This is a genomic window from Flavobacterium sp., from assembly GCF_043778725.1.
In the GTDB taxonomy this organism is placed as follows: Bacteria; Bacteroidota; Bacteroidia; order Flavobacteriales; family Flavobacteriaceae; genus Flavobacterium.
This window is the reverse complement of the sequence record NZ_JAYWFT010000108.1, coordinates 24,303-39,229: the sequence shown is the minus strand read 5'-3', so window position 1 is coordinate 39,229 and position 14,927 is coordinate 24,303. Positions and strand designations below refer to the sequence as shown.

Annotated in this window: 14 protein-coding genes; 6 read left to right on the top strand and 8 right to left on the bottom strand. The window is 31.5% G+C overall.

Translation table 11 applies throughout. The features are described from left to right. Positions 1 to 2: 2 nt before the first annotated feature. The 5 genes from ACH2CG_RS10280 to recR form a co-directional block, all read right to left on the bottom strand. The gene (locus tag ACH2CG_RS10280) at positions 3 to 1,394 is read right to left on the bottom strand and encodes a UDP-glucose 6-dehydrogenase (protein WP_395064833.1); all 1,392 of its coding nucleotides are present in this window, start codon (positions 1,392 to 1,394) and stop codon (positions 3 to 5) included. A 7-nt stretch (positions 1,395 to 1,401) separates the two neighbouring features. Beyond that, positions 1,402 to 2,382, bottom strand: a complete 981-nt coding sequence (locus ACH2CG_RS10275; protein ID WP_395064831.1) for an SDR family oxidoreductase — start codon at positions 2,380 to 2,382, stop codon at positions 1,402 to 1,404. Positions 2,383 to 2,385: 3 nt separating this feature from the next. Then, complete coding sequence (locus tag ACH2CG_RS10270; RefSeq protein WP_395064829.1) at positions 2,386 to 4,851, bottom strand: polysaccharide biosynthesis tyrosine autokinase; 2,466 nt, start codon at positions 4,849 to 4,851, stop codon at positions 2,386 to 2,388. 12 nt (positions 4,852 to 4,863) lie between these two features. Then, positions 4,864 to 5,646, bottom strand: coding sequence for a polysaccharide biosynthesis/export family protein (locus ACH2CG_RS10265; protein WP_395064827.1), 783 nt, complete (start codon positions 5,644 to 5,646; stop codon positions 4,864 to 4,866). Between the two features lie 74 nt (positions 5,647 to 5,720). Then, complete coding sequence (gene recR / locus ACH2CG_RS10260) at positions 5,721 to 6,341, bottom strand: recombination mediator RecR (RefSeq protein ID WP_395064825.1); 621 nt, start codon at positions 6,339 to 6,341, stop codon at positions 5,721 to 5,723. A 142-nt stretch (positions 6,342 to 6,483) separates the two neighbouring features. Between recR and ACH2CG_RS10255 the strand changes: the two genes are divergently transcribed. Genes ACH2CG_RS10255 through ACH2CG_RS10240 form a run of 4 tightly spaced genes read left to right on the top strand, consistent with a single transcriptional unit; the run spans position 6,484 to position 10,047 of the window. Further along, positions 6,484 to 7,377 carry a hypothetical protein gene (locus ACH2CG_RS10255; protein ID WP_395064823.1) on the top strand — a complete coding sequence of 298 codons (894 nt, stop codon included), beginning with the start codon at positions 6,484 to 6,486 and terminating at the stop codon, positions 7,375 to 7,377. 13 nt (positions 7,378 to 7,390) lie between these two features. Beyond that, positions 7,391 to 8,887, top strand: coding sequence for a sodium:solute symporter (locus ACH2CG_RS10250; protein WP_395064821.1), 1,497 nt, complete (start codon positions 7,391 to 7,393; stop codon positions 8,885 to 8,887). Between the two features lie 17 nt (positions 8,888 to 8,904). After that, positions 8,905 to 9,549, top strand: a complete 645-nt coding sequence (locus ACH2CG_RS10245; protein WP_395064819.1) for an alpha/beta hydrolase — start codon at positions 8,905 to 8,907, stop codon at positions 9,547 to 9,549. Positions 9,550 to 9,588: 39 nt separating this feature from the next. Then, on the top strand, positions 9,589 to 10,047 hold the full coding sequence (locus ACH2CG_RS10240) for a VOC family protein (protein ID WP_395064817.1): 459 nt from the start codon (positions 9,589 to 9,591) through the stop codon (positions 10,045 to 10,047). Positions 10,048 to 10,051: 4 nt separating this feature from the next. Here the strand turns inward: ACH2CG_RS10240 and ACH2CG_RS10235 are convergent, their stop codons facing one another. Further along, positions 10,052 to 10,417, bottom strand: coding sequence for a CoA-binding protein (locus ACH2CG_RS10235; RefSeq protein ID WP_395064815.1), 366 nt, complete (start codon positions 10,415 to 10,417; stop codon positions 10,052 to 10,054). Between the two features lie 215 nt (positions 10,418 to 10,632). On the opposite strand from ACH2CG_RS10235, the gene ACH2CG_RS10230 reads away from it, so the two are divergent. Then, complete coding sequence (locus tag ACH2CG_RS10230) at positions 10,633 to 11,256, top strand: MarC family NAAT transporter (RefSeq protein ID WP_395064814.1); 624 nt, start codon at positions 10,633 to 10,635, stop codon at positions 11,254 to 11,256. Positions 11,257 to 11,302: 46 nt separating this feature from the next. Continuing rightward, positions 11,303 to 12,739 carry an SDR family oxidoreductase gene (locus tag ACH2CG_RS10225; protein WP_395064813.1) on the top strand — a complete coding sequence of 479 codons (1,437 nt, stop codon included), beginning with the start codon at positions 11,303 to 11,305 and terminating at the stop codon, positions 12,737 to 12,739. 220 nt (positions 12,740 to 12,959) lie between these two features. Here ACH2CG_RS10225 and ctlX read toward each other — a convergent pair whose 3' ends face one another. After that, complete coding sequence (ctlX, locus tag ACH2CG_RS10220) at positions 12,960 to 13,898, bottom strand: citrulline utilization hydrolase CtlX (RefSeq protein WP_395064811.1); 939 nt, start codon at positions 13,896 to 13,898, stop codon at positions 12,960 to 12,962. A 49-nt stretch (positions 13,899 to 13,947) separates the two neighbouring features. After that, the gene (locus ACH2CG_RS10215) at positions 13,948 to 14,862 is read right to left on the bottom strand and encodes a dimethylarginine dimethylaminohydrolase family protein (RefSeq protein WP_395064809.1); all 915 of its coding nucleotides are present in this window, start codon (positions 14,860 to 14,862) and stop codon (positions 13,948 to 13,950) included. Positions 14,863 to 14,927 lie beyond the last annotated feature (65 nt).

Here is a 14,927-nt window from a genome sequence, read left to right as displayed (position 1 = left end):
TATTATGATCCTATTTCTTGGTATTGAAATCCAATAGCTTTCAATTTTGCACCATCAAGTAGGTTTCTTCCGTCAAATACGAAGGCAGGTTTTAACATGCTATCATATATTTTTTGCCAGTCGTATTCTTTAAATTCGTCCCATTCGGTAAGAATTGCAATGGCATGAGCATTTTTGCACGCTTCATAAGGATCATTGAAAGAAGTTATGAATTTTTTATTTTGATCTGTAGTTCTAGTTTCTAGATAATCTAAATCTGAAAGTATTTGAGTGTGGGTAACTTTAGGATCATATACGGCAATATTTGCTTGTTCATTTATTAAATCATCGGCTACATATATTGCTGCAGATTCTCTTGTGTCGTTGGTATCTTTCTTAAATGCCCAACCTAGAAATGCAATTTTTTTATCGGCAATGGTATTGTATAAAGTGCTTACAATATTTTTGGAAAATCTTCTTTTTTGATGGTCATTCATTATTATAACTTGTTCCCAATAATCGGCAACTTGATGCAATCCAAAAGATTTAGAGATGTACACTAAATTCAATATATCTTTTTGAAAGCATGATCCACCAAAACCAACAGATGCTTTTAAAAATTTAGATCCTATTCTGCTGTCCATTCCTATTGCTCTAGCCACTTCATTTACATCGGCACCTGTTTTTTCACACAGTTCAGACATTGCATTTATTGAAGAAACTCTTTGAGCCAAAAAGGCGTTGGCAGTTAGTTTAGACAATTCAGATGACCAAACGTTGGTTGTAAGTATTTTATCATTTGGAACCCAATTGGCATAGATATCGACTAATGCTTTTATGGCTTTTTGTCCTTCGGGTGTTGTGTCACCACCAATTAAAACTCGGTCTGGTTTTAATAAATCTTCAACTGCTGTTCCTTCTGCAAGAAACTCAGGATTAGATAATATTTGAAACTGTACACCATTACCGGTATTGTCCAAAATATTTTTTATAGCTTCGGCTGTTCTTACAGGCAAGGTAGATTTTTCTACAACAATTTTATCGTCCTTGGATACTCTAGCGATTTGTCTTGCACAAAGTTCTATGTATTTTAAATCGGCTGCCATTCCTTTTCCAGAACCATAGGTTTTTGTAGGTGTGTTTACAGATATAAATATTATTTGTGCTTCATCAATTGCTTTATCTACTTGGGTAGAAAAAAATAAATTTTTACCTCTTGATTCACCAACAATAGTACCCAATCCTGGTTCATAAACTGGAATATTATCTAGGTTTGTATCATTCCATCTAGCAATTCTATCTTCGTTTAAGTCAACAACAGTTACTTTAATGTGAGGGCATTTTTGGGCTATAATTGCCATAGTTGGACCTCCAACATAACCAGCACCAATGCAACAAATATTTGTAATTTTCATTCTAATTTTATTTTAAATTTTCCCAATACCATTTTACAGCTTCTTTAAGTCCTAACTGAAATGAGTATTTTGGTTCATAATTTAGTTTTGTTCTTGCTTTTTCTATGCTTGCCAATGAGTGTGCAATATCGCCTACTCTTTTTGGCCCATAGATAATTTCAACATTTTCTATTGAAGGATCAAACTCCGACAAGTATTTTTTTATTAAAACTACCATATCATTTAGTGTAATACTATCGCCATAAGCTGCATTGTACACTGTATTTATTGCCGTTTTATCTTTAGTATTCATTGCCAATTCATTGACTTGAATAATATTATCTATGTAGGTAAAATCTCTTGAATAATTTCCGTCACCATTAATAATAGGACTTTCTTTTTTCATCAATTGCATTACAAATTTCGGAATTACTGCGGCATAAGCACCGTTTGGATCTTGATTTCTACCAAAAACATTAAAATATCTAAGTCCTATAGTTTCCAAACCGTATGTTTTGCTAAAAACATCGGCATACAATTCGTTTACGTATTTGGTAATTGCGTATGGTGATAATGGTTTTCCTATACTATCTTCCTTTTTTGGTAACTCCTGAGAATCACCATAAGTAGATGAACTGGCAGCAAAAATAAATCGTTTAACGCCGTTGTCTCTAGAAGCCATTAGCATGTTTAAAAATCCAGAAACGTTTACATCATTGGTTATAATAGGATTTTCTATTGACCTTGGCACAGATCCGAGTGCTGCTTGATGCAATACATAATCTACATTGCTCGTAGCTTTAATACAATCGTTTAAGTTTCTTATATCGCCTTCTATCAATTTGAAATTATCATTTGCCAACAAATGCTCAATATTATAACGATGACCAGTAGCAAAATTATCTAAACATACTACATGATTTCCTTTACTTAAAAAGTAGTCACATAAATTGGAACCTATAAATCCTGCTCCGCCAGTTATTAATATTTTAGTTTGGTTATCTTGCATTCTTTAGTCTCTTCTTGCCTTTTTAAAAAATTGATTGTACAGTTTTATAAAGATATTTTTGGGTGCATCTTCTTCATGATATCCATTAGAATATGCTCCATAGCCATAGCCATATCCATAACCATAACCTGCACCATATTTGGCTTTATTTTCAAATCCGTTTAGTATAATACTTACATTATTAAGTTCGTCTCTTCGCACTCTATTATTTAACAAGTTTACCATTTCTTTTTTGGTGAAATTTTGTCTCATTACATAAAGTGTTACATCTGCAAAAGCCGATAATTCTACCGCATCTGTTACTAATCCTACTGGAGGTGTGTCTAATATTATATAGTCGTACTTTTCTTTTAGGGCATGCATAAAATCGGTCATACTATCGCCCATAATAAGTTCTGATGGATTGGGTGGAATTGGTCCAGATGTAATTACATCTAAATAAGGAATTTTCGTTTTTTGGGCAATTTCATCAAGTGACATTTGACCAATTAAATAATTAACAACACCCGAATCATTTTTAAGGTTAAAGTCATCAAATATTTTTGGCTTTCTTAAATCCAATCCTACAATTACCGTTTTCTTTTCGCTCATTGCGAATACGGTTGCAATGTTAATAGAACAAAATGTTTTACCTTCTCCACTTACTGATGATGTTAACATTAATGTCTTAGTGCCCATTAAATTCTGCTTTTTATATAAGAATTGAAGTGACGATCGAATTGCCCTAAAGGATTCCGACAAAGCCGATTTAGGTTTTTCAAAAACGGCTAAATTTGTATCTGTATGCTTTAACCCTACTACTCCAATAAGCGGAATACTAGTTAAAGAGCTAATGTCGTCTGTATTTTGGATAGAATTATTTATAAAAAACACTAAAAACACTACCAATAAAGGTATCAATATTCCGGCAAATATTGCAATAACATAGTTCACTCCTGTTCTTGGACCAATTAATCCTGCACCTATATCTTTAGCAGGATCAATAATTTGAATGTCCGAAAGATTAGCTGCTTTTACAATCTGGGCTTCATTTCTTTTTTGTAAATAGGCATCAATAACACTGTTGCTAAGATTAAATTTCCTCATTATTTTAAGGTAATCTTGACTTTCTTCTGGCAATCTTTTTATTTTATTTTCTGCTTGATTTATTTTTCCGTTAACTTGACTAGATTCAAATTGAATGGATGCTTTTGCTGCGCTAATGTTTTCTAACAAAACTTTTTTAAGTGCTGTAATTTCGTTATCAATGGCATTAAACATTACTTCACTCTTTACAGAATACGACATTTCTGATCTTCTTACAGAAAGCTGAATAAGTTTAGCAACATTACCTATTACATTTCCATCTTCTATACCTGCAACAGATGGCGCAGGAAGTCTTGAGTAGTCATTACTGCTTCTTAAATAATTACTTAAATTGTTGTAATAATTTATTTTTCGCTCTACAACATCCTTGGCAACATCAAGTTCAAGAATTTGCCCTTGATAGGTTTCGCCTCGCTTCTCTATTTCTACAATATTTTTATCTTTACTAAAATCTTTTAAATCATCTGTCGCAACTTTTAAGCTGTTTTCCATTAAAGTTAGCGTAGTATCAATATATTTTATTGTGTTTTCTGCAAATAGATTTTTAGTTTCAAGTTGTCTTTTCATTAACATCTTAACCGTTTCATTTAAATAATCAACTATTCTTGCTTTGTTTGTTCCTTGCATAGAAAGTCTAATTATTGATCCTGCTTTTTCATCAATAACAACGCTTACATTTTTATAATTGGAGACTACATCATCAAACGAATTCATTTTAACAATATAGGCCTCATTTACATAATTTCCTGGTGCGCCTTTAATGTCTAATGTCCAATTTAAAAAAGGAAGATTTACTGGTTGACCTACTTTAAAACGTTTTACAAATTCACCAGTTGCTACCGATTGAGAATCGCTAACATTGGTAGAATAATTAATTACTGGCGTAGTATTGTATTTAAAACTAATTCTAATTTCATACACAGATGGCGAAATAAAAACTATGTTTATAGGCACACCAAGAATTTGATTTTTAGATTTATCTATATTTACAACAAACGGAGTACTACCATAAACATCTTTGGTAAAATATTTTTGTTCTTGAAGATAATCAATATAAAACTGAATTTTATCTACAACCAATTCATTATGAGAACGAGATCTAATAGATGTTGCAATAGTTTGAACTTGATCTGAAGTTCCGCCCCAATTAAAAACCAAACTTGTATTTGATGTAAAAAGTGGATTCTCTTGTTCTTTTATTGCCATTGTGGTTTCAAGGGCATATATTTTTTGTTTTCTAATATTAATTTGATGCGCAATTACTAGAGAAACTACCAATCCTAAAATAAACCATTTCCAATAACTACCAGTTTTTATCAAAAATCCTTTGAAATCGAAGCTATTTTGGTTTTCAAAAAAAGAAAAATCTTTTATATCTAACATTATTGAAAATTTTTAATTTTTAAGTAATAAAAAAGTTGTAGTAGCCAGTGAAAGTAAGGTAATAATAGTTCCAAGTGATTCTATGCCTGTCTTTCCTGTGCCCCAAGTTTTTTGTTTAAGTGGTTTTACATAAATATAATCGCCAGGTTGCAAGTAATATACATTAGATTTCATAGCGTTAATATTGGTCAGATCAATGCTAAAAGTTTCTGCACCTTGAGGAAATTGTCGTATTACTTTTACATCTTTTCTATCACCAGTAATTGTTATATCACCAGAGTTGGCAATAGCTTCAAGAATAGTAACTTTATCTTGATATAAAATTTTAGATCCAGTAATACCAACCTCACCATTAACAGTATATCGAAAACCTGCCAATTTAACACTTACAAACAGTTGTGCCTCTTTTTTAAAATAATCGGTTAGTAATTGTGTTTCAATTTTTTTTCTAACGTCTTCTACCGTAAACCCTAAAACATTTACCTCACCCAATATTGGAATTCGTATGTTACCATGGTCATCTACCGTGTATCCTACAAAATACATAGACTCTGCTGTGGGTGTTAATTGCAATTTACTTCCCGAAAAAATTTCAACTAAACGTTCATCAAGTGCTTTTATACTCAAATTTAAAACGTCATTTGTTTGCAATCTGTAAGGTTTAATATTAGTTTCAACAACAGCATCTTGACTTGCAGTTCCATTGTCTTGTAAATAAATTAAATCTTTGGTAGGCACGCATGAAGTAAATAAAATTCCAATTGCAAGCAGTATGTAGAAAATTCGATTGTTCATTCTATAAAATAATTTTAGCAAACAAAGATAGTTTTTCAAATCTAAAAACAAAAAAGTTGTTATAGAATATTGATTTAATTATTTTTAAGTGAAATTTCAAATGGTATTCTGTGCAAAATACTGCGTCCTAGGGTTACTTCATCTGCATATTCCAACTCATCGCCAACTGCTATTCCTCGTGCTATTGTTGATGTTTTAATATTAAATTCTTTTATTTGTTTAAAAACATAAAAATTAGTTGTATCGCCTTCCATAGTTGAGCTTAAAGCAAATATAACTTCTTCAATTGCACCAGATTTAGCCTTATCTACTAAGGTTGTAATATTTAATTGACTTGGACCAACGCCATCTATGGGAGATATTTTTCCGCCTAGAACATGGTACAATCCTTTAAACTGATTGGTATTTTCAATAGCCATAACATCGCGAATGTCTTCTACAACACATATTATTTTTTGATTTCTAGATGTATTTGAACAAATTTCACATACTTCAACATCGGAAATATTGTGGCAATTTGCACAAAACTTTACATCATCGCGCATTGTAGTTATTGCTTGCGATAAATAATGGGTTTGCTCGGCTGGTTGTTTTAATAAATGTAATACCAATCGCAATGCTGTACGCTTGCCAATTCCTGGTAATTGCGCCATTTCATTGACCGCTTTTTCTAATAGTTTTGATGAAAATTCCATTTTACAAAGTTAGTCATTTAGAAAATTTAAAAAAGTGATAATCAAATAATATTGATTTATTTTAAAATTAGAATTCCATATTTTAATTCCTTTTTTATATAGATAAAAAAATTATATTTGTTATCTATTTCAACCAACTTAAATGAACAATAGCTACAAATTGCTCTTTTTATTACTATTTTCAATATCTTACGGTCAATCCTACAAACCACTTTTGGATGCACCAACACAATGGCATTTTACAACTTGTTATTTTGGATGCATTTCAGATGTTTATTATACAGATGGCGATACAATTGTAAATGGAAAAAACTATAAAATATTAGATGGTTATCACTATAATTCAAGAACTTTTTTATTGCGCGAAGAGATAAATACAAAAAAAGTGTACCTGTCTAAAATTAATGAAAATTCAATTTCCGAATATTTATTGTATGATTTTTCTCTTTTAGAAGGTGCCCAATTTAATATGGCAAATCCTTTAAGTCCTTTTCCTCAAAACGGCGGAAAATATGTTCTAGACTCCATTAGAATGAAGCCATTAGAAAATAACATAAAGTATAAACATTTTTATTTTTCTCCAGCATCAAACAATCAATTATCTAACGGAAATCCAGTATGGATAGAAGGAATTGGATCTAAATCTTTAATAAATGCACCCGGAGGAAATCCAGATATAAATAGCGTTGGTCAATTGAGTTGTTTTTTTAAAGATAAAAAAGTAATCTACTCGCAACTAGACTCTATCTCGAACTGTACTTATCTAGAAATCAAAACTAAACACCCTAAACAATCTTTAGATAATTTAAAAATATATGCTTCTAATGAGCGTAATGTTTTTTTTCTTTCTAATGCCGAAATGGTTTACTCCATAAATTTAATAGACATATATGGAAAATCAGTCAAGGAATTTAAAATAATAAATTCTAAAGCAATTGAACAAATTAGTCTAGAAAATTATGCCGCCGGAATTTATTTCTTACTAGCTTTTGACGAGAATTTAAACCGAAAAACATTTAAAATTATATTAAAATAAAAAACAACCAATTATGTCGCCAATAGGAATTCTAACTTTAATTGCAATTTATTTCGGATTATTAATCTTTATTTCGAGAGTTGTAAGCAAGAAAAGTTCTGATAATGATACTTTTTTTAAAGCCAATAAAAACTCCAAATGGTATTTGGTTGCTTTCGGAATGATTGGTACAGCCATTTCTGGAATTACTTTTATTTCGGTTCCTGGCGAAGTTGGAAATCCCGATTTACAGTTTAAATATTTTCAATTTGTTATTGGTTGCGCTATTGGTTTTATTATTGTTGCCAAAGTTTTGCTTCCGTTGTACTACCGCATGAATTTAACTTCAATTTATGGATATATTGAACAACGATTGGGAATTGTTAGTTATAAAACTGCCGCAACAATTTTCTTAATTGGACGAACAATTGGCTCAGCTTTTAGATTATATTTAGTAGTTTTTGTATTGCAAAAATATGTATTTGATGCGTTGGGAATTCCGTTTGCGATTACCGTTTTAATTTCGCTTGCGTTGATATTTGCTTACACCTATCGTGGCGGATTGAAAACCATAATTATTACCGATACATTGCAAACTTTTTTCTTAATTTCTTCTGTTTTCCTAACGATATTCTTCATTTGCAGAAGCTTAAATTTAAATGTTATTGAAGCATTTGAAGCTGTAAAAAATAGCAATTATTCTAAAGTATTTTTCTTTGAAGATTATTTAAAAGGCACTTATTTTTGGAAACAAATTTTGGGTGGAATTTTTGTTACCATTGCAACCGTTGGATTGGATCAAGATTTAATGCAGAAGAATTTAAGTTGCAAAAACATTGGTGAAGCACAGAAAAACATGTTTACTTTTACAGGCGTTTTTGTGCTAATTAATATTTTCTTTTTAAGTGTTGGCGCCTTACTTTACATCTATGCTGATAAAAACGGAATTCAAGTTCCTATGGTTAATGACGTTGCAAGAACCGATTTGCTATTTCCAGAAATAGCCATAAATCATTTAAGTATTATTCCAACTATTGTATTTTTATTAGGATTGACAGCTGCAACTTTTGCAACTACAGATAGTGCTTTAACTGCCTTGACCACTTCTTTTTGTGTTGATTTTTTAGGCATGGATAAATCTGAAAATCAAAACAAACCCAACATTGTAAGAACTAGACATTTCGTTCATGTTGGATTTTCAATTTTGATGTTTTTGGTAATAATTGTTTTCAATGCGATCAATGATGATTCGGTTGTGAAAATGGTTTTCAAGATTGCTTCCTACACTTACGGACCACTTTTAGGATTGTACGCTTTTGGATTGTTTGTAAAATCTAAAACGGTTCATGATAAATTGGTTCCGTTTATTTGTTTAATTTCGCCAGCAATTTGTTTCTTGATTTCTCAAAATTCAAAATTACTTTTAGGAGATTATGTAATTGACAACGAGCTAATTATATTAAACGGAATGATTACATTTCTAGGATTATGGGCAATTAGCAAACCGGCAACTAGCGAAACTAGATTTTAGAGAATAACATAGAAAACATGAAAAATATTTATATCTTTAGCGGACTTGGAGCTGATAAAAGAGTCTTTAAATATTTAGATTTTTCAAACTATAATGCAACTTTTGTTGATTGGATTGTTCCAAATAAAAAGGAAACAATTGAAAAATATGCTAAAAGATTGTCTCAACAAATCACAACTAAAAACCCAATTTTAATAGGGTTGTCTTTTGGCGGAATAATGGCTGTAGAAGTTGGAAAATGTATTGAAGCCGAAAAAATAATTATAATTGCTTCAGTAAAAACTAAAAATGAATTGCCTTTTTATTATCGGTTTGCAGGATTTTTCAAATTTCATAAATTACTTCCAACAAAATTCATGAAGAAAGCAAATTTCTTAAGCTTTTGGTTGTTCGGAATTTCAAATAAAGAGGACAAAAAACTGTTAACTGAAATTTTGAAAGATACCGATGAAAACTTTTTAAAATGGGCAATTGCTATAATTGTCAATTGGAAGAATACATTTGTGCCTAACAACATAAAACACATTCATGGAACATCGGATAAAATTTTACCAATTCAATTTGTAAAATCTGATGTAAAAGTAAATAATGGAGGTCATTTTATGACAATAAATAAACATCAAGAATTGAATATAATTCTCAATAATTGTATAAAAAGCTAAAAAAATCAATAGGATAATTACACATAAATTTTAAATAAAATGAAAAAAAACGCTTTTATAATTGCATTATTTATTATTACTATGGCTTCAAATGCGCAAGTAAATAACAATTATTCATTAAAATTAGACCACATTGCTATCTCGGTTAAAGACGTAGAAAAATCGGTTGCTTTTTATAAAAACATTCTTAATCTTGAAGAAATAACAAACAAAACCAAAAAAGAAGGAATTCGCTGGATGAGCCTTAACGACGGAAAAGAACTTCATTTAATATCAACAATTAAAGGAGAAGTTGTACTAAACAAAGCCGTTCATATTGCATTTACAATTTCTAATATTGACGCATTACTAAAAGAATTAAATGCCAAAAACATCATTTACTCCGATTGGTCAGGAAAAATTAACACCATAACAACCAGAGCAGATGGCGTTAAACAAATTTATTTTCAAGATCCAGATGGCTATTGGATTGAAATAAATACCTCAACAACAGAATAATTCTCTAATATTGATTGGTCGTCAATAAAACTAAGGTACAAGCTTCTTCAATTTTTATATTATTAACTTTTAGCAATTGATAAAACTCCGGATTTTCGGTTCCTGGATTAAAAATTACTCGCTTAGGTTTGGTTTCTATAATGTAATTGTAATAATCACGTTGACGACCAGGATTTAAATATAAAGTAACCGTATCAATATTAGACAAAGGAATGTTTTTGGTTCTAATAGAAATTCCGGCAACTTCGCCTTGATTTTGACCTATCGCAAGTACCGAATGTCCTTTTTCTACAAGCATTGTAATGGCTTTAAAAGCATATCTTTCTGGCTTAGTTGATGCACCAAGAACTAGTGTTTTCTTATTTTTCATAAATGTAAAAGTTATTTTTTAGAGAACATTTACCTCTTTGCCGTCTGGCAGGTAGTGTTGCTCCATTTGAAATTTGTTTTCAACAAAAGTAGTGTTGTTGCAATTTCATAATACAAAAGTACAAAATTAAGTGGTTTTTAGAGCAGAAATTAACTTTACGTTGTTTTTAATTTTAACTTTGTTATAATTGAGCAAACTACATTTACTGAAAAATTATGGAAGTATTTATTTTTTTATTAGCGGCATTATTTTCGGTTTTAAACCCAATTGGCACTGTACCAATTTTTGTAGGATTAACTCAAGATTATACAAAGCAAGAACGCTCAAGAGTTGCCATTTGGACTGCCATTAATGTTTTTATTATTTTAATAATTTCTTTTTTTATTGGTCAATATGTGTTGAAGTTTTTTGGAATAACGATTCCAGCACTTAGAATTGCTGGAGGAATTATCATTGCAAGTTCGGGTTTTTCATTGCTTAATGGAAAATTCAACAAGAATAAAGGAATCAATAAAAAAGTTGAAGAAGAAATTCAAACTAGAAACGATATTGCACTTACGCCATTAGCAATGCCCATGTTGGCCGGCCCAGGCTCTATTTCGTTATTGATCGCTTACTATCAAGAACATCATACTACTGCAGAAATTATATCTTCTTGCTTGGCCATTTTATCTGTAGCTTTTTTAATTTTCATAATTTTGAGAAGCGCTCATTATTTAGCTAAAATTTTAGGTTCGTCGGGAATTGTTGCTATTTCAAGAATCATTGGATTTTTGACCATTGCAATTGGAATTCAATATATTATAAGTTCTATTTTAAGTATTGTTAGAGGAATTTAACTAGTGTTGAAGTGTTTTTTTGTTTAACTTTATATAAATTAAACTTATGAGAATACTTTTAACTGGTGCCAATGGCTATGTTGGACGAAGGTTGTTGCCCGAACTTTTATCGCAAGGTCATCAAGTTGTGTGTTGTGTTCGCGACCAAAACCGACTTGGACTTGACAAAGCAACGCTCAACGCAATCACCGTTTGGGAAGTTGATTTTCTAGAAGAACTAAACTTTGAAAATCTTCCAATGCACATAGACGTTGCTTATTATTTAATACATTCCATGTCTTCTTCTACATCCGATTTTGACACTATGGAAGCTTCTTCTGCCGAAAATTTTAATCTTTACATGAATAAAATTGGTGTAAAACAAGTGGTTTATCTAAGCGGAATTGTAAATACCGAAGTACTTTCTAAACATTTGCAATCGCGAAAAAACGTAGAAGATATTTTATACCAAGGAAATTTTAAAACTACCGTTTTACGAGCAGGAATTATTGTTGGTTCTGGCAGTTCATCGTTTGAAATTATTAGAGATTTATGCGAAAAACTACCTGTAATGATTACACCTAAATGGGTTTTAACCAAGTGCCAACCTATTGCAATTCGCGATGTAATTCAGTATTTAATTGGTGTTTTATTACGTGAAGATTGCTACAACGAATCGTTTGATATTGGTGGTCCAAATGTGATTACTTACAAAGAAATGATGTTACTGTATGCCAAAACTAGAAAAGTAAAATTATGGATTTTCACAATCCCAATAATGACGCCCAAGTTGTCCTCTTATTGGCTGTATTTTGTAACCTCAACATCCTACAAACTTGCGATAAACTTGGTAAACAGTATGAAAATGGAGGTTGTTTGCAAAGACAATCGACTTCAAAAAATGCTTAAAATTAAACCAATTACGTATGTCGATGCCATCAAATTGGCGTTTATAAAAATAGAGCAAAATCTAGTCATTTCGAGTTGGAAAGACAGCATGGTAAGTGGTCGATTTGGACATAATTTTTCAAAATTTGTACAAATTCCGAAATTTGGCTGTTTGAAAGATCATCAAACAAGGAAGGTTGTAGATGTTGAACGTGCTTTACAAAACATTTGGACTATTGGTGGCGAACGCGGTTGGTATTATGGCAATTGGATGTGGCAACTTCGCGGCTTTATTGATAAATTATTTGGTGGTGTTGGCACAAGACGAGGACGAACGCATCCCAAACAATTGGACAATGGCGATGCCTTAGATTTTTGGCGCGTTCTATTGGCAAATAAAGAAGAAAAACGATTGTTATTATTTGCCGAAATGAAAGTTCCTGGAGAAGCATGGTTAGAATTTAGAATTGACGAAGATAATACGTTGCACCAAATTGCAACTTTTAGACCAAGAGGTTTATTTGGAAGATTGTATTGGTATGCTATGCTTCCGTTTCATTTTTTTATTTTTGGAGGAATGATTGATGCCATTTTAAAGAATGAACCGATGAAGTGAAATGAGGTACGAGGTACGAAGTTTGAAGTACGAAATACGAGGTACGAAGTTTGAGGTACGAAATACGAGGTACGAAATACGATGTACGAAGTTTGAGGTACAAAGTTTGAGGTACGAGGTACGAGATAAAAAAACGAAAAAAAATCCAAATTCCAATAAATTTTCATTGGAATTTAGATTTTCTTAAAGTTTTCCAGACTGCGCTCGAAATGACAAAAAACTACTTTTTAGGAAGGAAAATTTCTGCCATCATGCATCTTGCGCTTCCGCCGCCACAAGCTTCAATTGTATCTAGGCTTGAACTTAAAATGGTGATGTGTTCTTCCAGTTGTGCAATTTGTTTTTTGGTTAAACTTTTGTGTGCTGATTCGCTCATTACCAAATACCTTCTTTCGTCTGATCCTAAAACTTCTAGCATGTTTCCTGCAAAGTTGTTCATTTGATCTTCGGTAATAAGTATGATTTCTTTTTCGTCTGATCTTAAACTGTCAAGAACCATTTTGCGTTCTTTTTTGTCATCAATACAATCAGCACAAATCACTGCAAAAGTATCGCCAATACACATCATTACATTGGTATGATAAATTAGTTTACGTTCGCCATTTACGGTTTGATAAGCTTCAAAAATAATTGGATTTAAATCGAAATCTTCGCAAAATTCTATAAATAATTCCTCGTCTGCTCTTGGTGAAAGTGCACAATATCCTTTTCCGTTTTCTCTGTCAAGGACTATACTTCCTGTTCCTTCAAGGTAGAATCCATCATCTTCAGCTTCGGTATAATCCATAATGCCATCGTTAATTTGGAATCCGTTGTCTTCTAGAATATCAAGAATATCTTCTCTTCTTTCGGCACGACGATTTTCGGCAAACATTGGATAAAAAACTACATCACCATTTTCGTGAAAAGAAATCCAATTGTTAGGAAAAATACTATCCGGAGTATCTGGACTTGCAGTATCATCAACTACATTTACATCGACACCAACCATTCGGAGTTTGTTTACAAAAGCATCAAATTCTTGTTGTGCTTTTTCATTTACATTTTCTGGAGTTAATCCGTCAAGGACTTTTTGATAATAATTGTTTACCGCCGTTTGCTCATTCATTCGGAAAGCAACTGGACGAATCATTAAAATTGAGTTTGTTGTTTGGTTCATTTTATTGCTTATTTAGTTTGCACAAAAGTGCGTTTTTATTATTTATGAATTAATCACGAATTAAGGGCAACGTTGAACATCTTAAAAGTCCTTCTTGTTTAGCAATTTCGGCATACGGAATTTCTTCTACTGTAAAACCTTGGTCGCGCAACCAATTGTTTAATCTAGTAAAATTCTTTTCAGAAACTACTACGTTTGTATCAATTGAAAATACATTAGAATTCATGTTATACATTTCATCACGCGTAATGTGAAACAGATTTTCTTTTCCGAATAGTTGTACTAAATAGACATAATCTGCTTCTTCACGGAAACCACTTTTGTAAATAATTCCTTTGTTTGTTCCAACTGGTTGAAAGCAACAATCTAGATGTAATGCATTGTCACGCGCTTCTAGTTTAGATTTTACTAAATCAAATTCTTTTACAATTTTATTTGGAAATAAATTTCTAATATATTCAACACCTTGCATATTGGTTCGTGCTGTGATATAATCTTTATAATCTGAACCTTTGTAAGTACCTATAAAAATGTAATCGTTCCACAACATAACATCGCCACCTTCAATATGAACTTCCTCTGGCGGACGAACGATTTTTGCAGGATTTATTTGATCAAGAACATACTGAATTGCATCTAGTTCTCTTTCTCTATCGGGAAGGATATTGGCTTTTATAAAAGTATCATCAATTACAAATCCGATGTCACGCGTAAAAATTTGATTGTAATTTTCAATCATTTCTGGTCGGAAAACTTGTACATCATATTTTTGAAAAACCTTATTAAAAGCTTCCATTTCTATAATCATGTTTTCTTCTAGAGGGTAAGTTCCTGCAAGAATGTGCTCTAATGATTTTGGATCATACGCTTCTTCAATAGTTGGTGATGGCCCATTATTTATGGCTGAACCTAACACAACTGCTCGTAGCCGTGATGATTCGTTTTTGACATTTAATTGTAGCATAAAATAGCTTTTTAACATTTACATCATCATTTGGTTGATGATTGTGTAGCAAATATAAAAAAAGC